Here is a 22,495-nt window from a genome sequence, read left to right as displayed (position 1 = left end):
ATATTTAAAATTTAAACAATGAAAAAATTAATATACATATCTTTTGCTTTAATTGCTTCGATTTCTCTGGTAAGCTGTGAAAACGATTTGGAAACGGCTCCCACAAATCAGGCAGATGAAGCTGAAATTTTTAAAACTGCCGAAAGTGCAGAAACAGTAATCAATGGAACTTGGGCAAAATTTAATGATGACGGAACAACGTATGCCAATATAGGATATTCAACGGTTTTAAGAACCAGCGATGCAATGGGAAGTGATGTTGCTGTTTTGACCAATAAATATGGTTTTCCATCAGCGTATGCATTTACTGATCTGGTGAATAATACAGGAGGTAGATCACTTTATATCTGGACATCTTTGTATTCTGTTATCAATAATATGAATAATGTGATCGCAAAAATTGATGCAGCAGAAGGAACTCAGGAAAAGAAAAATCAGGTGAAAGGTCAGGCAAAAGCTTTGCGTGCTTTCTGTTACTGGAATCTTGCAAGTTTCTATCAGTTCAGTTATTTAAAAGATAAAAATGCACCCACAGCTCCCATTTATACTGAACCTGCAACGACTAATTCTGTAGGAAAGAAAAAAGCAAGTCTTGAAGAGATTTATAGTTTAATTAAAAGTGATTTGACCGATGCTAACCAATTGCTTCAAAATTATTCTAGAAATAACAAAGATAAAATCGATCGCTCTGTAGTTAACGGACTTTTAGCAAGAGTGTATCTGAATACAGGGGAGTGGACGAAAGCTGTAGCTTCTGCACAAATTGCCAAAACAGGATTTCCGCTGATGAATGCCGAAAAATACAAAGAAGGTTTCAATGATATTACCAACGGAGAATGGATCTGGGGACATGCACAAACTCAAGAACAGTCTGGTGAAAGCTATGCATTCCACTTTTTAGATGTTTCATCTTCGGGAAGTTATTATTACAGTTTTATGGCAGATCCTTATTTTAAAGATCTGTTTGATACAAATGATATCCGTTCTTCTTTATTTTCTTGGGATGGTTTACCTGGAAGAGAAGGGCTTTTGAGATATGCTAAATTTAAGTTTAAAGCTAATTTAATTGCCGATATCGTTTTCATGAGAGCTGCTGAAATGTATTTAATTGAAGCCGAAGCCGAAGCAAGAAGCGGAAATGTTGCCAATGCTGTTGCAATTTTAAACCAACTAAAAACAGCAAGAAAAGCCAATGTTTATACAGGTTCACTTGCTCAAAATGATGTCATTAAAGAAGTTTTGATTGAAAGAAGAAAAGAATTGTTCGGAGAAGGTTTTTCTCTTTCAGACATCATCAGAACACAAGGGAAAGTGGAGAGAAAAGCTTATGTAAACTCAAGTGGACAACCAATTCAGGTGCAGATCACAACGCCAAATGGTACGGTGAAAACGGTTAATGGAAGAGGACATTCTGTTTTTGCATTCCCTGATCAGTCGGCTTTTGCGCCCAATAGCAGATATTATTTGTTTTCAATTCCGCAGAAAGAAATTGAGAACAATCCAAATTTATAGTTTTGATTTTATTTTGGAGTCTTTGTAGAAATGCAAAGGCTCTTTTTTTTGATTTAAAACATTAAAATATATTCTAAAAAGCTAACTTTGAAAGGCTTTTACCAATGAAAGCTTAATATTATGAAACAAAAGATCGAAAATAAGCTCATCGACAAAAATACCAAACCTACGAGTATGAGGATCTTGGTTTACGATTTTTTAAGTTCACAAGAAACAGCTTTGTCTTTGTCCGAGATCGAAAATTATTTTGAAAATGCGGATCGAACCACAATTTACAGAACATTAAAAACCTTCGAAGAAAAAGGAATTGTTCACAGCATTCAGGAAAATACAACAACAAAATACAAGCTTTGTCATGATGATTGCAACGAAAAAACGCATAAAGACTGGCATTTGCATTTCTACTGCAAGATCTGCAAACAAACGACTTGCAAAGAAGATATTTCTTTCCCCGAAAGCATGAAAACCGATTTTAGAATTGATGAAATAAGGCTTTTTGCCAAAGGTATTTGCGAAAACTGTCTCGAAAGTTTGCAATAGTATTGCATTCGCGTTCACTCTATATTTGTTTAAAATTATTTGTTATGGAAGAATGTTGCACTACAAAACCTAAAAAAGAGCATAACCACGAAGGTCACGACCATGATCATTCCCACGAGGTTCAAGATAAATCAACGCTTCAGCTTTTCTTGCCGGCAATCATATCATTTGTTTTGCTTTTAATAGGAATTACGTTTGATAATTTCATTGAAAACAATTGGTTTAACGGTTGGGTGCGTCTTGTTTGGTATTTGATAGCCTATATTCCTGTGGGAATTCCTGTTTTAAAAGAAGCCTACGAAAGTATTGTTAAAGGCGATGTTTTCTCAGAATTTTTTCTGATGGGAATTGCTACAATTGGTGCTTTTGCGATTGGAGAATATCCTGAAGGTGTTGCTGTGATGCTGTTTTATTCTGTGGGTGAAGTTTTTCAGGCAATGGCTGTTACGAAAGCAAAAACCAATATTAAATCTCTTCTCGATCAGCGTCCTGATGAAGTAACCGTTTTAGAAAATGGAACTCCCAAAGTTATAAAAGCTGAAAAAGTAAATATTGGCGATATTATTCAATTAAAATCTGGCGAAAAACTGGGTTTGGATGGTGAATTACTTTCTGAGAAATCTTCTTTCAATACCTCCGCTCTTACCGGAGAAAGTAAACCTGATACAAGATTTAAAGGCGAAATGGTTTTAGCCGGAATGATCAATCTAAATACTGTCAGTCAGGTAAAAGTGACGACCGCTTATAAAGACAGTAAACTGAGTAAAATTTTAGAAATGGTTCAGAATGCGACCTCTCAAAAAGCTCCTACAGAATTATTTATCAGAAAATTTGCTAAAGTTTATACTCCTATTGTTGTATTTCTGGCGATTGGAATTACTTTTTTACCTTATTTTTTCGTTGAAGATTATCAGTTTAAAAGTTGGCTGTACCGAGCGTTGATTTTCTTAGTGATCTCTTGTCCTTGTGCATTGGTGATTTCCATTCCATTGGGTTATTTTGGCGGAATTGGAGCGGGTAGCAAAAACGGAATCTTGTTTAAAGGAAGTAATTTTCTGGATGTTTTGGCGAATGTTCAAAACGTTGTGATGGATAAAACAGGAACGATGACTGAAGGCGTTTTCAAGGTTCAGGAAGTGAATTTTGGAAATGAATTTAATAAAGATGAAATTTTAAAACTGGTCAATACACTTGAAAGCCAGAGCACACATCCTGTAGCAACTGCTATTCATCAGTTTGTGGGCGAAATTGATCATTCGATTCAACTGGAAGATGTAGAAGAAATTGCAGGTCACGGTTTAAAAGCAACGATTAGCGGAAAAGAATTGTTGGTTGGAAACTTTAAGCTGATGGATAAATTTAACATTAGCTACAATCTGAAAACTGAAAATATTGTTTATACTTTAATTGCAGTTGCTTATGATAAAAAGTTTGTTGGATATCTTACCATCGCAGATTCCATCAAAGAAGATGCTCAGTTAACGATCAATAAACTAAAAGCATTGAATGTAAAAACGACGATGTTGAGCGGCGATAAAACTTCTGTTGTACAATTTGTAGCCAATGAATTGGGAATTGAAAATGCTTTCGGAGACTTACTTCCCGAAGATAAAGTAAATAAAGTCAAAGAACTGAAAGCAAAAAATCAAACTGTTGCTTTTGTTGGTGATGGAGTAAATGATGCTCCCGTTGTTGCTTTAAGCGATGTCGGAATTGCGATGGGCGGATTGGGAAGTGATGCAACCATTGAAACTGCCGATGTCGTAATCCAGGATGACAAACCGAGCAAAATCCCAATGGCAATCAATATCGGAAAGCAAACTAAAAAGATAGTTTGGCAAAATATAATTTTAGCATTTGCAGTGAAAGCTATTGTTTTAGTTTTAGGAGCAGGAGGTTTGGCAACGATGTGGGAAGCTGTTTTTGCTGATGTTGGGGTTGCATTATTGGCAATCTTAAATGCAGTGAGAATTCAGAGAATGAAGTTTTAATGATGCTGGAAGACAGAAGCTCGATGCTGGAAGTTTCCAAACAGACTACAAAAGTTTCTAATAATTTTTCATCAATAGGGATGGGCTTTAGCCCATCTTTTAATTTTAAATTGCATTCGGCTTTAGCCAAAATTTATCTCACGCAGATTTTGGAGATAGAGCAGATTTAAAAATAATCAATGCAGACATCTGTGCAAATCCGTGCAATCTGTGGGGAAATAAAAACGTCCATCTTACCTGACTTTCATCATAAATTAATGCATAAACAAATTTTGTACACTATATTTGTACTAAAGATTGATACTTGAAGTTTTTCTTATCCTTTTTCATCGTATTTACCATTGCAATTCGTCCCGTTTTGCCAATGTTAAATTATGCAATCAATTACGATTACATTGTGAAAAACCTTTGTGAGAAGAGAAAAATTATAGAATCTGATTGTAAAGGAAAGTGTTTTATAAAAAAAGAATTAGCAAAGACCGAAAAGGAATCTAATAATGCTCAAAATATTAAGATTGCAGGTTTAGATGTTTTTTTATCTCATGAAATCCTGTCATTTTCAAATATCGGTAAAGCTGATTTAAAATCAGAAAAGCCGAATTCAAATCATATTCAATTACATTCTTCAGAATATTTTTCCCGAATATTCCATCCTCCTTTAGTTTAATTTGTTTGACCTGAAACTTTAGTTTTGATCTTTATCAAGGCTTATATTCATATTAATTAAACTTAATTTTAAATTCTATTTAATGACATCTAAAGTTATCTTAACAGCATTATTGTCTGTTTCATTATTCGCCTGTGCGCAGGAAACGCCTAAAGTAAAGCATAAAAAGAAAAATACAACTACCAAAACGACTGCTCAAAAAGTAAAGTTTGCCAATGCTATCGATCCGATCTGTGAGATGAAAACGGAAGACGATATGAAAGACACGGTAGTTTACAAAGGAAAAACGTACGGTTTTTGCAGTAGCTACTGTAAGGATGAGTTTAAGAAAAATCCTGAGAAGTATGTCCAAAAATAAAAAGACCGAGAGCAGCGCAAAAAAGAAAATCATTATTCCGATTGCGGTTATTGCATTGTTGTTTTTGGGAATTGGTGTTGGGATGAGCTATTTTAAAAGCAGTCTTTATACCGTGATGAAAGTTCCGGATTTTGAACTGACGGATCAGAACAATAAAAAGATCACCAATAAAGATATGCTTGGGAAAGTATATTTAGTTGAATTTTTCTTCAGCAAATGCCCAACGATTTGTCCGGTGATGAATACCAATATGAGATTTATTGAAGATGAGATCAATGATCCCGATTTTGGAATTATTTCAATAAGCATCGACCCTGAAAATGATACTCCCGAATTATTAAAACAACACGCGCAAAAGATTGGCGCAAAATCTCCCAACTGGCATTTTCTGACAGGTGACCGAACTTATATTGGAGATCTTGCTGATAAGTTTGACATTTATGTCGGTGACAAAGAAGATGAAAGCGAAAATCTCAATCACAGCGGAATGATCGCTTTAGTTGATAAAGAAGGAAATATCCGTTGTCGCTACAACAAAGAAAATATGCCGATTCTCTATTATTCAGGGTTGAATTATGAAGACGCCGAAGGAAAAATGCCTAAATTGAACGGAAAATTTCATCCCGATCGGGAAATTTTAATTGAGGATATCAAGAAATTATTAAAATAAGGCAGGAAGTTTGAAGTTAGATACTGGAAGTTTTGACGGCACCGAAAAAAGACATCTATCTTCCATCACCCTGCTTCCAACCCAGATTAAAAAATAAATGTTAAACCATATAAACAAAAAGTTATGAAGATTTTTAAAATCGCTGCACTAAGTGCGGTTTTTGCGGCGCAGTTTGCGTTTGCACAGTTTAAGCAGACGCCTTTACCGTACGCATACAATGCATTGGAAGGTAATATCGATGCACAAACTATGGAAATTCACTATTCAAAACATGCTGCAGCTTATGTTGCCAATTTGAATAAAGCAATTGCCGGAACTCCACAGGAAAAGCAAACTTTATTTGAAATTCTTTCAAAAGCGGGAACTTTACCAATGGCTGTAAGAAATAATGCGGGAGGTCACTACAACCACGAGTTGTTCTGGACGGTTCTTACACCACAAAAAGACACAAAACCATCTGCAAAATTAACAAAAGCAATTACCGATGCTTTCGGAAGCATAGATGCTTTTAAAGAAAAAATGAGCAAAGCCGGAGCAGACCGTTTCGGTTCGGGTTGGGCATGGCTTTCTGTTGATAAAAGCGGAAAATTATTCGTTTCTTCAACACCAAACCAAGATAACCCTTTGATGGATGTTGTAGAAGAAAAAGGAACTCCAATCTTCGGGATCGACGTTTGGGAGCACGCTTATTATCTGAAATATCAGAACAAAAGAGCGGATTATTTAACTGCGATCTGGAACGTAACCAACTGGAAAGAGATCAGCAGAAGATATGACGAAGCGTTAAGCAAAAAATAATCTTTTGAATTTAATTTGCAGCATATTTCTTACCTTTTTTACGGTTTTCAGGCCTCTGATTCCGTTGGTGGAGTATGCTGTAAATTATCAATATATCAGCGAAGAACTCTGCGTCAACAGAAAAAATGTTACGCTCAACTGTAATGGTAAATGTTACCTTGCTAAACAATTATCAAAAACCACCGATACCGATTCTTCGCCTTTACACAAAACAAAAAATTCAGGGCAGAAATTACTCGACATCTACGTCCTTCCTGAAATTATAACCGTTAATTCCACAGAAAAGTCAATCTTTTCTACAACCAATTTTCTTTACAAAACAGGCTACTCGTTTCTGTTTTTAAAACACATTTTCAGACCGCCGGTTTTTTAGTATTCCTTTTTATTATTTTGGGCGATTCCCTTTCCTTGGCTTTTCCAGCCGCTTGGGTCGGGCTGTCCGCTCATATCTTTTTTTAGATTCTTCCTAGCGTCAGAATCCAAAAAAAGGATAACCGCTTCCATCCCTATCGCGATGGGGCGTCTCAATATAATTTGAGTTCAGGTTAAATAATGAATATCAATAGTTAGTTATTTAACGCAAAGAAGTATTAAAATAATTTTGATTTAAGTAGGCAAAGAAAAATCAATAAATTGATTGATAAAGCTGTTGCTCACGCTTCGCGATGCAAATTTATTTGCCTTTGCTTTCTAAAATATAAAGTTTAAATACAAGAATCTTTGCGTAAAAAAATCTTTTCAAATTTTAAAGATTACAAACTGTTATCAATATTTCTTATCCTGAATTAAGCTAACATATTTATCACTAAAAAATCAAAAAATGAAAATTTATAAATTTTTATCATTATTATTTATTGCCTTTACTTTTTTCACTTTTACATCATGTAGAAACAGCGATGAAGAAGATTCATCACCAGAAACAAAAGGAAAAATTCAGCTGAAGTTCGAAAACGGTTTCAATAATTTAGGAGATATTGTTTTCAATCAGACAACGCAAACCTCTTCAAACGGACAAAAACATCAGTTTTCAACTTTAAAATACGTCATCAGCAACATCAGTTTAATCGATGAAAACGGAAATGAATTTAAATACCACGAAAATAATCCTGATAAAGGTGCTTTTATCATCAATCAGGAAAAGGCAGTTGCGGGAATTGTTTATGTAGATTTAGATGAAATTCCAAAAAACAATTATAAAAAAATAAAATTCGGATTGGGAATCAGTCAGAACGCGTATTTACTCGGACAAAACGGACAGGCAGAATTTTGGGAAAAAGCTAAAAAAGAAAGTCTCACCTGGTCTTGGGCTGCAGGATATATTTTCGTGAAATTGGAAGGAAAATACGGGATAGGTTCTGCTAATACAGAATTTATGAATCACACCGGAAACATGGGAAATGTTACCGCAAACAATACTCCGGATTTATATCGTGAAGTAATTTTAGACCTTCCCACAACAGCAAGAGTTTCTGCAAGTATAAAACCTTCCATTCATATTTTGGCAGATTTTAATCAATATTTAAGCGGAGAAACAGCAATAAGCCTTTCCACAACAAATGATATGGCCATGGGTTCTAATCAGCATTTGGTGAATGTGACGAATAATTTAACCAAAATGTTTAAAGTAGACCATGTTCACAATGATTAAGCAGATTTTTAAAATCGGACTGGTCTTTATTTCTTTTCTGAATTTCATCTCGTGTTCTGAAGAAGTTATTCAACCTTTAGAAAAAGATGAAACTGTTCATCTTCAGTTTCCTTCTTATTTTCCGGAAATTACTTTCGACTCAACAGAAAATCCTATCACAAAAAATGGAGTGGAGTTGGGAAGAAAATTATTTTATGAAGGCAGACTTTCCAGAAACAATACGATTTCATGTGGTTTTTGTCATATTCAGGAAAATGCGTTTACCCATCACGGTCACACGGTAAGTCACGGAATTGATGACAGATTAGGGATCAGAAATGCACCACCGATCCAAAATATGGCGTTTTTGAAACGATACATGTGGGATGGCGTAATTCATAATTTAAACCAACAACCGATCATTCCGATGACGGATGTAAACGAAATGGATAGCTCTATGCCTGAAGCAATTGCAAAACTCAGCAAAGATGAGGTTTACAGAAAATTGTTTAAACAGGCTTATGGAGACGAAAATATGACAGGAGAAAGAGTTTTGAAAGCATTGTCTCAGTTTATGGTTACTTTAATTTCTGCTGATTCAAAATATGACCGTTTCAAGCAGGGAAAAGAAAAGTTAAACTCTGAAGAATCTCAAGGAATGGCTTTGTTTCAGCAAAAATGCGCGTCTTGTCACAGCGGAGAATTATTTACCGATGAAAGTTTTAGGAATACCGGGATGTATTACAATACTCAGTTCAAAGATGCAGGACGACATCGGGTGACGCTTAACCAAAATGACTGGATGAAATTCAGAGTTCCGAGTTTGAGAAATGTAGAATATACTTCGCCTTACATGCACGACGGAAGATTTTATACGTTGGAAGCAGTGCTCAATTTCTATTCAGATAATGTAGAAGATGATCCCAATCTTGACCCGCAACTGAAACAGAATGATCATCTAGGAATTGCGATGAACGCTCAGGAAAAGCAATTCATTATTGCTTTTCTAAAGACTTTGTCCGACAAAAGTTTTATTTCTAATCCCAAGTTTGCGGAATAAATTTTAATTAAAATGAAGAAGATATTTTTAATCTTAAGTTTGGTTTTATTTAATTTAAATCAGGCTAAATCAATCAATGACAGTTTGTATATTCCAAACAATCTGAGTGAAATTTTATTTAATGAATGTGATGCTTGCGGATGTGCTGCAGGAAACGGCTCTTCCGGTTTTGAGTCGCTCTTAAATCCTCAGTTTATCGGTATTAAATATTTTGCTCAACATTACAAAGCAAAAGAAAATTTATTTGTGAAAGATTTGACCCAAGACCAATATTTTAATACCATTCAGATTTGGGCTAAAGTTCCTTTAACTCAAAAATTAAGTGTTTATGCAAGTTTACCGTTTCATTTTCATGAAAAGAAAACTTTGCAGGGTGACATTAATATCAAAGGGATTGGCGATTTTAATCTGATGGGAATTTACAAACTAATCAATTCAAAAGACAATACACATGAGCTGAATGGTGGAGTAGGAGTGAAAGTTCCACTCGGTAAATTTGATGAAAAAGGAGTTTCAGGAGTTAATCCAAGTTTTCAGTTGGGAACCGGAAGTTGGGATTATCAGGCTGTTTTGAATTACAGATTTCAGAAAAATAAAGTGGCTGTACTTCTAAACACTGATTATACCATAAAAACTGAGAATAAGAAACACTACCAGTTTGGCAATCAATGGAATTATTCAGCCACCGGATTTTATGAAATTTTTAGAGATGAGAAAACCATTATCTCTGGAAAAGCCGGTTTTCAGGGCGAAGTTTATGACAGAAACCGTCAATATAAAGAAAACCTTCCGAAAACTGCAGGAAGTGCTTTGTATGGAAAAATGGGCTTTGAAGCTTCCTTTAAAAAATTGAGTCTGGGAACAGAATTAATGCTTCCTACTTACACCAATTTGGCAGCAGGAGATATTGAGGCGAAATCCATATTCAGTGTTTTTATCAACTTTGGGATTTAAATAAAAAATAGAATTTTAGGAAAAGCCATTTTTATAAATGATCTTTAAACCTAAAATTCTATTTAATTTAAATTTTATGTAGTCCTCATCAGCTTTGGTGAGGCTATTTTTTATGTCCTTTTATATTGGGTAAAAATGCAGTGATGATCCCCATTAAAGGTAAGAATGCGCAAATTTTAAATACAAATTCTATACTGGTATCATCTGCAACGGCGCCTAATATTGCAGAACCAATTCCACCCATTCCAAACATGAAACCGAAGAATAATCCGGCAACCAATCCGATTTTATTGGGTATAAGGTCTGTGGCGTAAACTAATATTGCGGAAAATGCTGAAGCTATGATCAATCCTATTAAAACAGCGAAAATGATCGTCCAAAATAATGAAAGATAAGGAAGGCAGAGAGTAAATGGTGCGGCTCCCAAAATAGAAGCCCATATGATCTTCTTCCTGCCATATTTATCTCCTAATTTTCCCCCTAAAATTGTTCCAACAGCAACTGCCGCTAAAAATATGAACAAATAAAGTTGAGAATCTTGTACCGAAACATGGAATTTATCAATCAAAAAGAAGGTAAAATAATTGGTCATTGAAGCCAGGTAAATGTACTTTGAAAAAATAAGAGCCAATAAAATGGATACAGAAAACAAAATCTTTTTGCGGGAAAGCTGTATCTCAATAATATCACTTGGGTGTTTAGCAGATTTTTTTAATGATAGTCTTTCAGCATACCAGTTTCCGATTCTCCATAATACAATAATTCCGATGAAAGCTGCGATGGCAAACAATCCTACGTAACCTTGTCCCAAAGGAAGAATAATCAATGCTACCAAAAGCGGTCCTATTGCACTTCCTGAATTTCCACCTACCTGAAATATAGATTGGGCCAATCCTTTTTGTCCGCCCGATGCCAATTGCGCAACCCTTGAAGCTTCAGGATGAAAGATAGAAGATCCCATTCCTATTAATGCTACTGAAATTAGAATTACATAATATTGATGAGCTGCAGCCAACAAAAGCAATCCAGCCATTGATAATGCCATTCCGATCGCTAAAGACCTGGGATTTGGTTTTTTATCAGTATAAATCCCAACAAAAGGCTGCAAAATAGATGCGGTGAGTTGAAATACTAATGTGATGATTCCAATTTGTGAAAAAGATAGACTGAATTCTCCTTTCAAAATAGGATACAATGAAGGAATCGTAGATTGGATCAGGTCATTCAAAAAATGTGAAAAACTGATCATAAAGAGGATAGGATAAACAATTTTTGTGGTGTCAATTGTTTTGGTAGTAATATTTTCCATGTTATTATTTTATTCATCATATCATCTGATGAATTTTGTTAAATTTTTTTAATAGATCTGATCTACTATTTTTTGAGCAATGATAGCAGCTTTCTCAGCATCTCCGTTTTCAATAGACAAATAAAGGTCGGTATGTATTTTCTGAGAAATTTTAAATGATTCTGTATTGTTATGATGTCTTGTTTCGAAAGAACTCATAATATGTTTCGTTGCTATTTTGTAGATTTCTTTTAAAAGATCATTTCCGCAAGCTTCTGCAATGGCTAAATGGAAATTAATATCTGTCTGATAACATTCTGTCGCCAGATTTTCTTCTGCAAATTGATTTCTAAGATTCAGATAATTTTGAATTGTTCCTAGATCTTTTTCAGTTCGGTTGATCGCTGCTTTTGCTGCAATTTTAGAATCAAGCAGTGAACGTACTTCCTGTACTTCCTCGATCTGAGCTTTATTCATTTGAGATTCTAAAGATTCGTGAGCATTTTTAGAAACTACAAAAGTTCCTACACCTTGCTGTACATTAAGAATTCCCTGAATTGATAAAATCTTTATCGCCTCACGAATACTAGAGCGGCCCACACCATAGATCTTCATCAGCTCAGGTTCAATTGGCAGTTTTTCGCCAATAACATATTCATCGTTGGATATTCCTTCGATCAATCTTTCGGCTACTTCCTGTGCTAAAGTTTTTCTTTGAATCTGCATGATAAAAACATCATATCATCTGATGAATTGCAAAGATAGAATTTTTAATTGTAATTTTTAAAGTAATTTAATTTTCATTAAGAATTTTACTCTTTTTAAATTCAATACAAATGATGGCGAAAGCGATGATAGAAAGCATAGCACGCGTAATAACCATAGGCATTGCCGAATCAGATTTTAGTAATCCTACCATGGCAGATAGTATAAAAGTGGTAATCAATTGTAAAAAGCCTAATAAGGCAGAAGCCACTCCCTTTCCTTCTTTGAAAGACGATAAAGCTCCCGCTGTGGTAATAGGAAATAATAGACCAATTGCAAAAATCGATATGTAGAGAAAAATAATTTCGATAATGGCTGATAAGTGAAAATAGGAGGCTAATATGTGTAATAAAGTTGAGATCGTAAGCAAGAAGACTGCGAAAGACATTATTTGAGATTCGCTAAAACGGAATAGAAGTTTCGGTGTAAAATAAGCAGCAAGTATCAATGCAATGGAATTAAAAGCAAATATTAAACTGTATTTTTCTGAACTAAATCCATGGATCTGCATGAATAGAAAAGGTGAATTTGAAATGTAAATAATCAGTGATGCAAATGCAATACTTCCGATGATTGTATTTTTAATAAATTCTCTATTGGCTAATATATATTTTATTTGTGACCTTAAAATATTTTCTTCAACGATGCCTTCTTGTTTCGCTGCTTTTTTATTGGTTTCTGGGATGTATTTTATAATTAGAAGCAAGGAGATCGCACCTAATAATGACAGAACAACAAATGCACTTTCCCAACCCCAAAATTTTAAGAGTAAACTTCCAATTATTGGTGCTAAAATAGGTGCAATACCACTAATTTGTGATTGCGTAGAAAAAATAGAAATTGCTTTTTTCCGCTCATACATGTCGGTGACAATTGCTCTCCCTACAACGATTCCGGCACTTCCGCCAAATGCCTGAATAAAGCGAAGTATCCATAGGACATAAACATTACTGGTGAAAATTATTGCCGTTGTTGCCATGATAAAAAGAAGAACTCCTGCGTATAAAATAGGCTTTCGCCCTTTCTTGTCAGATAATGGTCCCCATAATAATTGTCCTATAGCGAACCCTGCGAAAAAAGTAGATATAGAAATCTGAATATTACCGATCTCTGTATTGAATATCTCAGCCATAATAGGAAAAGCAGGCAAATAAAGATCAATGCTTAATGATTCTAAAGCGTTGAGTAAAGCCAATATAAAAACAACAATACTGAAGTTTCTCATAAGTAATATTTAAAATGCAAAGCTGATAAAGATCCCTTTATATTTCAATATCCAAACTGAAGATTGATAAGCACAAACTGAATATTCTTGAAATTATTTATCCTCTAGAATTTTCAGTTTTAAAAATTTCGGGAGAAAAACCGGTTTGTTTTTTAAAAAGCCTAGAAAAATATGAGGAATCTGTGAATCCTAATTGATAGGAAATTTCTTTTATACTCTTCTGCCCATAAGATAATTCTCTTTTGGCTTCGAGCACGATTCTTTGAGATACTAATTTTTTGACAGTCGTTCCTCTCAATTTTCTTACAACATGATTCAAATGATGAGTTGTAATGTTCAAAGATTCTGCGTAGAAATCGGTCTCTTTTTGCGAAGTGTAGTTTTCATTAATCAAATCTGTAAGAAACTCCATCCTTTGAAGATCAATATTTTTAGATCTTTGAAGGCTCAGTTTGTCAGTCACTAATAAAATGAACGCTCTTAAGATTGCTTTAATAAAATTATTTCTTGATCTACCCAGATATTCCTCTCTAAGAATAGTAATTAATAATCGACAATTTTCAATATCTTCTTTATTAATTATGAATGGCGAAATCGGTTTTAGCTGCAGAGATTCAGTTGAACATATCTCTTCAAAAATCTCTTTACTTATTGCTAAAACATGTCCTTTCTCTTCTTTTAAATCCATTTTAAAAACTTGTCCGGGAAGCAATACACATATTGAATGTTCACTTACAGAGTATTTTTCAAAATCTATATAAAGAATACTTTCGCTGCTTGTTTTTTCAAACCAAATGATTTCGAAAAAATTGTGGCGGTGAACATCATCAAAGTTTTCTGGATGCCCATTTTCTAGTGTAGCGTATTGAAATTCTTCAAAACTTAAATGATGAGTGGGAATATTTTTGTTCTGAATCTCATTCATAGAATAAATTTACAAAAAAAAAGAGATTTCAAAATATGAAATCTCTTTTGTAGCCCGTAGGGGAGTCGAACCCCTCTTACCAGGATGAAAACCTGAGGTCCTAACCGATAGACGAACGGGCCATCTACCAATCTGTAAATAAATCTACAGGGTTAGCTTTTTTGTTTTTATAAGTTTCAACTCTTACTTAATTACTCGGTTAGTAGCAATTAAAATTAGTAGCCCGTAGGGGAGTCGAACCCCTCTTACCAGGATGAAAACCTGAGGTCCTAACCGATAGACGAACGGGCCTACTATATAATTACGCTAATTTATTAACGTGCTTAGTCAATTTACTTTTCAAGTTAGCTGCCTTATTCTTGTGAATAATGTTTTTCTTAGCTAATTTGTCTAACAAAGCGATAACTTTAGGCAATTGCTCAGTAGCTGCTGCTTTGTTTTCTTCGTTTCTTAAAACTTTTAGAGCTGTTCTAGCAGTCTTGTGGTAGTATCTGTTACGAACTCTTCTAACTTCGTTTTGTCTTATTCTCTTAAGTGCTGATTTATGATTAGCCATATCGTTTAAATGTGAGTGCAAATGTATAGACTTTTTTGTTACCCACCAAATTTATTTTTAATTATTTTAAAATATTTTTAGTTTTCTTCTGAAAGGTACTTTTTAAGCTTGTCTAAGGCTTGTTGTACTTTAATATTTTCAGTTTCTTTTCCTAATTTATTGATGATGTTTTCCAACATTATCATTGCATTATTCCATTCTCCGGTAGAGTTGGAAAAAGTAAGTCCGTCGATGGTTACTTCAAAAATACTTTTTTCTCCGCTCCTGTAGAGTTTGAAACTAATTTTATCATCCTTGCCTGTAATCCCTTCCGTACTAGTTTTTAAATCATACCCTTTCGGGTTAGAGCGAATTTTATTAAAAAGAAGCTGTGCTTCTTGAATTTTTAAATTCGGCATGATGTAAAATTTGGTCGTCTTGTGAGGCCTGTGCTTATTTACTCTCGAGAGAGTAAAATTTACCAGTTTTTATCCTGTCGACTTATGTCTCAATGATTAAACTTTTGCAAAAGTAGTGTTTTTTCACATTTCAAACAAAATCAAATTTAATTTTGTTTGAGAAATTATTGACCTTTATTACTACTTGATTGGTTTATAGACTTTTTATTTGAATATTTTTTTTATGATATTTCCTATTTCCATAAAATCATTGTGATTTCCTACCGATCTTTTTTCCGAATTTGCATTATCGAATTCCGAAAAAGGGAAGATCAACAAATAATTTTTTTCACTCAGATACTTATTAAGAAGTTCAGGTATAAATCGCATTTGAGGAATATAAGATTTCATTCCTCTTTTTGCCATAAAAAGAATAAGGGCTTCATTGTCTTTAAGTTGAGTTGCTGTTTGCTCGCCGTCTTTCCAGGTGTTCATAATGATGAATTCTGCTTCAATGTTGGCTTTTTTAATGATTCTCTGCAAAATATTTAAAATCTCTTCTGAAGCATAAAAAGTAATTGTGGCTCCAGAATTTCTTGCCATATTCCAAACTCTCAATAAGGCATGGAAAAATCCGGCTTCTTTGTGTGCGTTTTCAGGGATCATCACCGCATGATTTTTTATCGTAGCTAAAGGTTGAGTTGCATGATACACCAAAACATTTACATCATCCCGCTGCAAATACCCATTGTAAAGATTATCGGTGAAAGAAGGCGAAAAACCTTTGCTGTCTTCTAATCCAATAATAAGATCGGTGATGTTTTGTTCTTTGATCACATTGTTTACTCCATTGATCACATCATTGTCGTATCTTTTTAGGGGTTGCATTTTTACATCTGCCGCCGCTGCCATATCTGTTGCATGATGTAAAAGTTTCTCAGCATTTTTTACGGAAGATTCATTTTTGTCTTCATTAATTACATTTAAAGCAAATAAATTTTCTGTATTTGAATGCGCTTTAATTAAAATTCCAAGGTTCACCATTCTTTCAACAGTCGATTCGTGATTTAAAGCTAAAAGAATATTTTCCTCCTCATGGCTGTTTCCGGAAAGAGTTTCCTCATTATCCTGTTCTGCAATTTTTTGTGCGCTCGACATTGAGATAAATGATGAGATGGTGCAGGAAATAAGAATTAATAAAATACTTCCGTTAAGAACGTGTTCGTTTAATAATCTAATAGGTTCTCCAGTTTCAGTTTCAGAAAGTATGATGTTGTAACCAACCATGACAGAAGCTAACGTTGCTGCTGCAGAAGCTGAACTTAAACCGAAAATTAATTTGCCTTCTTCTTTAGAAAGCCTGAATGTTTTTTGCGTGGCAACTGCAGAAAGATATTTTCCTCCAATAGAAGCGACAAGCATGATGGCGGCAACCTCCAAAGTTTCCCAACTTTCAAAAAAAACTTTAAAATCAATCAACATTCCTACACTGATTAGGAAAAAAGGGATGAAAATAGCATTTCCTACAAATTCTACACGATTCATTAAAGAAGAAGTATGTGGAATAAGTCTGTTTAAAGCTAAACCTGCAAAGAATGCTCCGATAATAGCTTCTACTCCGGCTAATTCGGCTAACATAGCAGCCAGATAGATCATCACCAATACGAAAATATACTGCGAGATCTTATCATCTACTTTTTTGAAAAACCACCTTCCGATCATCGGGAAAATGACCAAGACCACCAATGCAAAAACAATAAACGAAACTGACAGTTTTACCCAAAATTCTGTTCCTACATCACCCTGAGACATACCGACAATGATGGCGAGAACCAATAAAGCTAAAACATCGGTGATCATCGTTCCGCCAACAGTAATATTGACGGCAGGGTTTTTAGCAATCCCTAATTTGCTGACCAAAGGATAAGCAATTAAAGTATGTGACGAAAACAGACTGGCAAAAAGTATTGAGGTTAAAACTGATAAATTTAGAATGTAAATAGCCCCTAGATATCCTAAAATGAAAGGAACAATAAATGTGTAGATCCCAAAAGTGAGACTTTTCCATTTGTTTTTCTTGAAATCTCCCATATCGATCTCTAGACCAGCAAGAAACATAATGTAGAGTAGCCCGGTAGTTCCGGTTACTACAATGCTGCTGTCTCTGGCCAAAACATTAAATCCGTTGGGTCCAATAACGGCTCCTGCGATAATTAATCCCAGCAAATGAGGAACTTTTATTTTATTGAGTAAAAGGGGTGCTGCAAGAATGATGATGAGTACCAAAAGAAACTTCAAGACCGGATCTTCAATGGGGAAACTGAGGTTGTGTATGCTTAGTAATGTCATCTGTGCTTATTTTGTGGAACGTACTAATTCAACCGAGAATTTTGCCATACAATTGTCAACAGCGATGGTTCTTATCCCTTTAATTTTTGTGTCTGAAATATCATTCAATAAAACATTCATGTCTACTTTCTTTTTAGCCGTAGAATCTGTTTTGAAATTCAATTTGATCTCATTGTTTTCAAATTTTCCGGAGTAAAGGCGTACAAGGTTATTGTTATTGATGATCTTTGAAAAAAGCTGTAAAGAGTCGCTTGCAAATTCCCAAGTGTCGGTTCGCTGATCTCCCACTACATAATCACTGCAGTTAGATTCTGTGCAAATCACTTTTCCTATCCAGGAGCCTGCAATTTCCTGAGGCCAGCGTACTATTTTTATGGAGTCTGCATCTTTTTTACTGAAAATACTATCTCTCATTTTTAATAAAGATTGGTAATCTGCTTCTTTTTGTGCAAATGATTTTTCTTTATCCAATAACTGTTTTTCTCTCAAATTAAGAGCGTTTTCTTTGTCTTTGTAGTTGCAGCTAACAAATAATAATGAGAGGAAAATTAAGAGTATTGAATTTTTCATAAAAATAAGTTGTAGCCTAAATGTACGAAAATTTTATAGAAAGCTTCGAGCCTTGCTTCGGGAATTGAATAACCTAAAAGATAAAGATTAAAGTTTTAGCAATTGTTTTTTTTGAATTTTTCCTTTGGAAAATGAAGAGAATGCATAAAAAAAGCGCTCTTAAATGAGCGCTTTTTGGTAGTCTATAGGAGAATCGAACTCCTGTTGCAAGGATGAAAACCTTGAGTCCTGACCACTAGACGAATAGACCAAATTTTGAGGTTGCAAAAGTATAAATAAACTTTTAAACTTCAAAATTATAAGGTTTATTTAAAATTCTTCTGAATAACGGTGTTTTTTATTCCCTTGTCTTCTAGTTCTTTTTGAAGTTTTACGGCATCTTCCAAGGTGTAAACTTTTCCGTAAGTGTAATAAAACATTCCGTTTGATTTGTTTCTTTCTACATCTTTCAGGGTTTGAAGGATGAATGAATTTGAACTCAATTTGTCTTTTCCAACATACACTTCGATGTTGTAATATCCGATACTCAGTTTTTGATTTGGCATAAATCCTACGGCATAAGAGTTTCTGAAACCTGCATCTTTAGCCGTTTTAAGATTAATATCTTTTACAGATGCCATATTGGTTACGCTATAATAATATTTGTACAGTCCGTTTTCTTTAATCGTAAGGATGTAGTTTAATCCTTTTAACTCAGGGTCGCCATCATTATATTTTATTGGCATCGTCATTAGTAAAATTCTGAAGTCGTTTTTTAAAGCTACTTCTGCAGGTTTTTCAGGCTCAGGTTTTTTGGTGACAATTTGTACACCTCCTTTTCTGTCTACTGCTTTTTTGTAATCAATAATAGCTTTATAGATATTTTCTGCAGTTTCCTCTTGCCCCTTTTCTGAATTTAAAAATGCAGCGTCTTCATAGTTATTTACGAACCCTGTTTCAATAAGTATCGAAGGCATGGCGCTTCTTCTCAGAATGTGTAAGTTTTCCTGTTTTACCCCACGAGAAAAACGGCCGCTTTTTTCAAAATTTCCTTCTACGAAGCTTCCTACAATTAGGCTGTTTTCAAGATATTTACTTTGCTGTAATTTTAAAGCAATTAAAGATTCTGGTGAAGATGCGTCATAAGATGCAAATGTCTCTTTATCTTTTTCATCGAGGTAGATTACATTGTTTTCCTGTTTTGCTACTTCAAGATTTTCTCTGTTTTGGGCAGGACCTTGTACAAAAGTTTCGGTTCCTCTAGCTGTTGCAGAGCGGCTTGGTGAAGAGTTGACATGTACAGAAATAAATAAATCTGCTTTGCTTCGGTTAGCAGTATTAGTTCTATCTGTTAAAGAAGGATACTCATCTATTTTTCGGGTGTAAATAACCTTAAACTCTTTATTCTTTTCGAGCATTGCTCCTAATTTAAGAACAATTCCCAATGTAACATTTTTCTCCTGAACAAGGCCTATGTCAGAATAATTTCTGTTGGCTCCGGTATCGCTTCCTCCGTGTCCTGCATCTAAAACTACAGTAAACTTTTTTTGAGCAAAAGCAAAAGAGGTGAAGAATATCAGTAGAAATGCTAAAATTGTTTTAAAATTTAGTTGGTACATCATACAGTTGTAAAAATTATATTAATTTTGAGCCAAATTATACAAAACAAAATTGGACAAAACCGTCTTCAAAAATATATTACAATTTTTAATTATCCTAATTTTTAACAGTTTTTTAGCACAGAACAGTCCTAAAAAAGTTATTAAAGCTACGGTAATTAATGATACTATTTCCAAAAAGGATACCATTGTTGCGCCGAAAGAATCTTTACAAGCTGTAGTAGACTATAAGGCAGATGATATCCGGAGAGATGTGCCTAAGAGAATGATTTATCTGAATAAAAATGCTCAGGTAAAATATCAGGATATGCAGATAGATGCAGATTATATCTCTATCGATGAAGAACGAAGTTTAATTTTTGCCCGCGGAAAATTAGATTCTTTAGGGAAAGTATTTGAGCTTGCTCAAGTCAATCAGGGAGGGAAGAAGTATGAGGTTGAAAGCTTTAACTATAATACAAAAACCAGAGAAGCAATTGCCTATAACGCAAGAACTGAGGAAAGTGAAGGTTTAATTGTAGCCGATAAAACCAAAAAATACAACGATTCTGTGTTCGTCATGCGACATGCAGAATTTACGACCGATTCTTACTATATAGACAAAAAAGATACAAGACCCGATTATCACCTTTTAGCATCTTATATCAAAATGCAGAAAGGGAAAAACAGTTCATCTTTAATTGTAGGTCCGGCACAAATGTATATCGAAGATGTTCCGACGCCTTTGATTTTACCATTTGCTATTTTACCGTTTTCAAGTAAAAGAGCGGCCGGTATTCTTATTCCAAGTTTTGGTGAAAGAGAAGATGTAGGTTTTTTCTTGAATGGAATAGGGTATTATCAACCGATTGGGGAACATTTCGATCTAAAAGTTCTTGCAGATATCTATACAAAAGGAAGCTGGACGGTGAGACCGGAAATGAATTATCTTAAAAAATACAGATATTCAGGTAACTTCTCAGCAGATATCGGAAATACAGTTCGTGGAATTAAAGGTCTTGATAATTACAGCAAAACAGGAACATATAGAATTGCTTGGAGGCACACTCAAGATACAAAAGCGAATCCTTTTCTTACATTTTCAGCATCCGTAGATGTTACAAGCCAGACGTTCTATAATAATACGGTGAACAACAACTATATTATGGATCAAAGTGTATTGAGAACTCAGCAAAACTCTACACTTACCCTTACCAAAAGATTTTTGAAGCTTCCGGCAACCATTACAGGTACCGCTTCATATTCTCAGAATTTTGCTACAGGATTGGCAGATTTACGTTTGCCTCAAATGAACGTAGCCATCAATCAGTTTTATTTATTTAAATCTAAAACCGGAGTAAGATCTGGTTTGCTTGAAAATATTACAGTAAATACAGGTTTGAATTTATCAAATTTCGTGAGTACTGATGAAGGAGAGTTGTTTACCAATGCAATGTGGGATAAAATGCAAACCGGGCTGAAAAATAATATTGCACTAGGAACCAACACTACTTTTGCGAAGTATTTCACTTTCAGTTTGGGAGCTACTATTGATAATGCTTTAACAACGAAAACGCTTACTAAGTTTTATGACCCCATTCAGAATATAGAGGTGGATCAAATTAATAAGCAGATTGCAGGATATAGTATTTTTTCTACGACAGTAAGTGTGCAGACTCAATTGTACGGACAGGCAAATTTCAAGAAAGGGTCTACAATACAAGCGATACGACACATGATGACACCAAGTATCGGTTTTTCTTACTCACCAGATTTTGGTGGCGAGCAGTTCGGATATTTTAAAAATTTTTATAATGCCAATGGTGCTTTAACGCCATATTCTATTTTTGATAAAGGAATTGTAGGAACACCAACTACTGGTATGGTAGGTGCTTTAAATTATAACATCGGTAACAATATCGAAATGAAGGTAAAATCTAAAAGCGATTCTACCGGTGTGAAAAAAATGAAAATTTTTGAATCTTTGAACGTAAGCGGAAACTACAATTTTGCAGCAAAAAGTCATCCCTGGTCGATTATTTCGGTAAGTGGGCAGTCTTCTTTCTTTGATAATAAATTAAGCGTTAATACAAGTTTAACGATTGAGCCTTATAAGATATTATTTGCTCCGGGATCAGATAGCGGGATTAGAACCGAAGATTTTGGTTCGTTTAGTGTACAGGGTTTCAACGTGCAGCTTTCTTACCCATTAAGCAACGAGTTATTTGGTGAGAAAAAAGATTATGCCAAAACTTATTCGCAAAAAGGAGAGATCAGAAACGAAAATTATTTCTTTGATGATGATAATTATGCTCATTTTGATCAGGCTTGGACGTTAAATGTGAATGCCAATTATCAATATTCAAGAAACTTAACGAGAACAGCGACTAAAATGGCTTCGATAGGTTTGGATGGAAGTTTAAAGCTTACTCCTTACTGGAATATCAATGGTAGTACCCATTATGATATGGTCTCAAAAGAATTGGCGTATACAAGGATTGGTTTCTCGAGAGATCAGCGAAGCTTTACCATTAATTTTAACTGGGTGCCTTTTGGTCAGTATAAAGTATACGACTTCTTTATCGGTATTAAAGCAAATATATTAAGTGATGCATTGAAGTATAAAGACAGAAGTTTTACCCAACCTAATGCACCTTTCTAAAGTCATACTGATTTTACAATATAA

23 protein-coding genes and 3 tRNA genes are annotated in these 22,495 nt (G+C 34.5%); 13 read left to right on the top strand and 13 right to left on the bottom strand.

Annotated features, from left to right (window positions below):
• Positions 1-18 precede the first annotated feature (18 nt).
• From AB671_RS15890 to AB671_RS15855, 9 genes are all read left to right on the top strand, one after another.
• Entirely contained in the window at positions 19-1,512 is a 1,494-nt protein-coding gene (locus AB671_RS15890; RefSeq protein WP_066679889.1) for a RagB/SusD family nutrient uptake outer membrane protein, read from the top strand.
• Positions 1,513-1,632: 120 nt separating this feature from the next.
• The gene (locus AB671_RS15885; protein WP_066679888.1) at positions 1,633-2,052 is read left to right on the top strand and encodes a Fur family transcriptional regulator; all 420 of its coding nucleotides are present in this window, start codon (positions 1,633-1,635) and stop codon (positions 2,050-2,052) included.
• A 44-nt stretch (positions 2,053-2,096) separates the two neighbouring features.
• Positions 2,097-4,043 carry a heavy metal translocating P-type ATPase gene (locus AB671_RS15880; RefSeq protein ID WP_082987331.1) on the top strand — a complete coding sequence of 649 codons (1,947 nt, stop codon included), beginning with the start codon at positions 2,097-2,099 and terminating at the stop codon, positions 4,041-4,043.
• The gene (locus tag AB671_RS22325) at positions 4,043-4,213 is read left to right on the top strand and encodes a hypothetical protein (protein WP_157444228.1); all 171 of its coding nucleotides are present in this window, start codon (positions 4,043-4,045) and stop codon (positions 4,211-4,213) included. The genes AB671_RS15880 and AB671_RS22325 overlap by 1 nt, the downstream gene beginning before the upstream one ends.
• A gap of 134 nt (positions 4,214-4,347) precedes the next feature.
• The gene (locus AB671_RS15875) at positions 4,348-4,710 is read left to right on the top strand and encodes a hypothetical protein (protein WP_066679887.1); all 363 of its coding nucleotides are present in this window, start codon (positions 4,348-4,350) and stop codon (positions 4,708-4,710) included.
• A gap of 82 nt (positions 4,711-4,792) precedes the next feature.
• On the top strand, positions 4,793-5,068 hold the full coding sequence (locus AB671_RS15870) for a YHS domain-containing protein (protein WP_066679886.1): 276 nt from the start codon (positions 4,793-4,795) through the stop codon (positions 5,066-5,068).
• The gene (locus AB671_RS15865) at positions 5,055-5,738 is read left to right on the top strand and encodes an SCO family protein (RefSeq protein ID WP_185114109.1); all 684 of its coding nucleotides are present in this window, start codon (positions 5,055-5,057) and stop codon (positions 5,736-5,738) included. Before AB671_RS15870 ends, AB671_RS15865 begins: the two co-directional genes overlap by 14 nt.
• Before the next feature lie 123 nt (positions 5,739-5,861).
• Positions 5,862-6,536, top strand: a complete 675-nt coding sequence (locus AB671_RS15860; protein WP_066679885.1) for a superoxide dismutase — start codon at positions 5,862-5,864, stop codon at positions 6,534-6,536.
• A 4-nt stretch (positions 6,537-6,540) separates the two neighbouring features.
• Entirely contained in the window at positions 6,541-6,909 is a 369-nt protein-coding gene (locus tag AB671_RS15855; RefSeq protein ID WP_066679884.1) for a hypothetical protein, read from the top strand.
• Here the strand turns inward: AB671_RS15855 and AB671_RS22320 are convergent.
• Positions 6,906-7,064, bottom strand: a complete 159-nt coding sequence (locus AB671_RS22320; RefSeq protein WP_157444227.1) for a hypothetical protein — start codon at positions 7,062-7,064, stop codon at positions 6,906-6,908. The genes AB671_RS15855 and AB671_RS22320 overlap by 4 nt on opposite strands.
• 292 nt (positions 7,065-7,356) lie before the next feature.
• Here AB671_RS22320 and AB671_RS15850 point away from each other — a divergent pair, with 292 nt between their 5' ends.
• The 3 genes from AB671_RS15850 to AB671_RS15840 are packed head-to-tail and all read left to right on the top strand — an operon-like array spanning position 7,357 to position 10,177.
• Positions 7,357-8,184, top strand: coding sequence for an MbnP family protein (locus AB671_RS15850; RefSeq protein ID WP_066679883.1), 828 nt, complete (start codon positions 7,357-7,359; stop codon positions 8,182-8,184).
• A complete protein-coding gene (locus AB671_RS15845) occupies positions 8,168-9,223 on the top strand; it encodes a cytochrome-c peroxidase (RefSeq protein WP_066679882.1) in 1,056 nt (351 codons plus the stop codon). The genes AB671_RS15850 and AB671_RS15845 overlap by 17 nt, the downstream gene beginning before the upstream one ends.
• 12 nt (positions 9,224-9,235) lie before the next feature.
• Positions 9,236-10,177, top strand: a complete 942-nt coding sequence (locus AB671_RS15840) for a transporter (RefSeq protein ID WP_066679881.1) — start codon at positions 9,236-9,238, stop codon at positions 10,175-10,177.
• A 103-nt stretch (positions 10,178-10,280) separates the two neighbouring features.
• On the opposite strand, the gene AB671_RS15835 is transcribed toward AB671_RS15840, so the two are convergent.
• From AB671_RS15835 to AB671_RS15780, 12 genes are all read right to left on the bottom strand, one after another.
• On the bottom strand, positions 10,281-11,486 hold the full coding sequence (locus AB671_RS15835; RefSeq protein WP_066679880.1) for an MFS transporter: 1,206 nt from the start codon (positions 11,484-11,486) through the stop codon (positions 10,281-10,283).
• 48 nt (positions 11,487-11,534) lie between these two features.
• Complete coding sequence (locus AB671_RS15830) at positions 11,535-12,191, bottom strand: FadR/GntR family transcriptional regulator (protein ID WP_066679879.1); 657 nt, start codon at positions 12,189-12,191, stop codon at positions 11,535-11,537.
• Positions 12,192-12,258: 67 nt separating this feature from the next.
• Positions 12,259-13,455, bottom strand: a complete 1,197-nt coding sequence (locus AB671_RS15825) for a multidrug effflux MFS transporter (RefSeq protein WP_066679878.1) — start codon at positions 13,453-13,455, stop codon at positions 12,259-12,261.
• Between the two features lie 97 nt (positions 13,456-13,552).
• The gene (locus AB671_RS15820; protein WP_066679877.1) at positions 13,553-14,380 is read right to left on the bottom strand and encodes a helix-turn-helix domain-containing protein; all 828 of its coding nucleotides are present in this window, start codon (positions 14,378-14,380) and stop codon (positions 13,553-13,555) included.
• Between the two features lie 50 nt (positions 14,381-14,430).
• Positions 14,431-14,502: transfer RNA gene (locus AB671_RS15815), tRNA-Glu, on the bottom strand.
• A 97-nt stretch (positions 14,503-14,599) separates the two neighbouring features.
• Positions 14,600-14,671: transfer RNA gene (locus tag AB671_RS15810), tRNA-Glu, on the bottom strand.
• Positions 14,672-14,681: 10 nt separating this feature from the next.
• The gene (rpsT, locus tag AB671_RS15805; RefSeq protein WP_066679876.1) at positions 14,682-14,936 is read right to left on the bottom strand and encodes a 30S ribosomal protein S20; all 255 of its coding nucleotides are present in this window, start codon (positions 14,934-14,936) and stop codon (positions 14,682-14,684) included.
• Between the two features lie 77 nt (positions 14,937-15,013).
• Complete coding sequence (locus tag AB671_RS15800) at positions 15,014-15,334, bottom strand: hypothetical protein (RefSeq protein WP_066679875.1); 321 nt, start codon at positions 15,332-15,334, stop codon at positions 15,014-15,016.
• Positions 15,335-15,538: 204 nt separating this feature from the next.
• Entirely contained in the window at positions 15,539-17,662 is a 2,124-nt protein-coding gene (locus AB671_RS15795) for a cation:proton antiporter (RefSeq protein WP_066679874.1), read from the bottom strand.
• A 6-nt stretch (positions 17,663-17,668) separates the two neighbouring features.
• Positions 17,669-18,232 carry a hypothetical protein gene (locus tag AB671_RS15790; protein ID WP_066679873.1) on the bottom strand — a complete coding sequence of 188 codons (564 nt, stop codon included), beginning with the start codon at positions 18,230-18,232 and terminating at the stop codon, positions 17,669-17,671.
• A 175-nt stretch (positions 18,233-18,407) separates the two neighbouring features.
• Positions 18,408-18,482 (bottom strand) — tRNA-Glu (locus AB671_RS15785).
• A 55-nt stretch (positions 18,483-18,537) separates the two neighbouring features.
• Positions 18,538-19,830, bottom strand: a complete 1,293-nt coding sequence (locus AB671_RS15780) for an N-acetylmuramoyl-L-alanine amidase (RefSeq protein ID WP_066679872.1) — start codon at positions 19,828-19,830, stop codon at positions 18,538-18,540.
• A 52-nt stretch (positions 19,831-19,882) separates the two neighbouring features.
• Between AB671_RS15780 and AB671_RS15775 the strand changes: the two genes are divergently transcribed.
• Complete coding sequence (locus tag AB671_RS15775; protein ID WP_066679871.1) at positions 19,883-22,471, top strand: putative LPS assembly protein LptD; 2,589 nt, start codon at positions 19,883-19,885, stop codon at positions 22,469-22,471.
• The last annotated feature ends 24 nt before the right edge of the window (positions 22,472-22,495 follow it).

Source organism: Chryseobacterium sp. BGARF1 (assembly GCF_001677955.1).
GTDB lineage: Bacteria > Bacteroidota > Bacteroidia > Flavobacteriales > Weeksellaceae > Chryseobacterium.
Note: the sequence above shows the minus strand (reverse complement) of the source record. Positions and strands in the feature narration are given on the sequence as shown.

Coding starts and splice junctions, on each gene's coding strand:
- AB671_RS15820 (WP_066679877.1), bottom strand. CDS start 14,380: ATGAATGAGATTCAGAACAAAAATATTCCCACTCATCATTTAAGTTTT.
- AB671_RS15830 (WP_066679879.1), bottom strand. CDS start 12,191: ATGCAGATTCAAAGAAAAACTTTAGCACAGGAAGTAGCCGAAAGATTG.
- AB671_RS15800 (WP_066679875.1), bottom strand. CDS start 15,334: ATGCCGAATTTAAAAATTCAAGAAGCACAGCTTCTTTTTAATAAAATT.
- AB671_RS15840 (WP_066679881.1), top strand. CDS start 9,236: ATGAAGAAGATATTTTTAATCTTAAGTTTGGTTTTATTTAATTTAAAT.
- AB671_RS15835 (WP_066679880.1), bottom strand. CDS start 11,486: ATGGAAAATATTACTACCAAAACAATTGACACCACAAAAATTGTTTAT.
- AB671_RS15880 (WP_082987331.1), top strand. CDS start 2,097: ATGGAAGAATGTTGCACTACAAAACCTAAAAAAGAGCATAACCACGAA.
- AB671_RS15845 (WP_066679882.1), top strand. CDS start 8,168: ATGTTCACAATGATTAAGCAGATTTTTAAAATCGGACTGGTCTTTATT.
- AB671_RS15885 (WP_066679888.1), top strand. CDS start 1,633: ATGAAACAAAAGATCGAAAATAAGCTCATCGACAAAAATACCAAACCT.
- AB671_RS15890 (WP_066679889.1), top strand. CDS start 19: ATGAAAAAATTAATATACATATCTTTTGCTTTAATTGCTTCGATTTCT.
- AB671_RS22325 (WP_157444228.1), top strand. CDS start 4,043: ATGATGCTGGAAGACAGAAGCTCGATGCTGGAAGTTTCCAAACAGACT.
- AB671_RS15790 (WP_066679873.1), bottom strand. CDS start 18,232: ATGAAAAATTCAATACTCTTAATTTTCCTCTCATTATTATTTGTTAGC.
- AB671_RS15850 (WP_066679883.1), top strand. CDS start 7,357: ATGAAAATTTATAAATTTTTATCATTATTATTTATTGCCTTTACTTTT.
- rpsT (WP_066679876.1), bottom strand. CDS start 14,936: ATGGCTAATCATAAATCAGCACTTAAGAGAATAAGACAAAACGAAGTT.
- AB671_RS15795 (WP_066679874.1), bottom strand. CDS start 17,662: ATGACATTACTAAGCATACACAACCTCAGTTTCCCCATTGAAGATCCG.
- AB671_RS15825 (WP_066679878.1), bottom strand. CDS start 13,455: ATGAGAAACTTCAGTATTGTTGTTTTTATATTGGCTTTACTCAACGCT.
- AB671_RS15780 (WP_066679872.1), bottom strand. CDS start 19,830: ATGTACCAACTAAATTTTAAAACAATTTTAGCATTTCTACTGATATTC.
- AB671_RS15870 (WP_066679886.1), top strand. CDS start 4,793: ATGACATCTAAAGTTATCTTAACAGCATTATTGTCTGTTTCATTATTC.
- AB671_RS15865 (WP_185114109.1), top strand. CDS start 5,055: ATGTCCAAAAATAAAAAGACCGAGAGCAGCGCAAAAAAGAAAATCATT.
- AB671_RS15860 (WP_066679885.1), top strand. CDS start 5,862: ATGAAGATTTTTAAAATCGCTGCACTAAGTGCGGTTTTTGCGGCGCAG.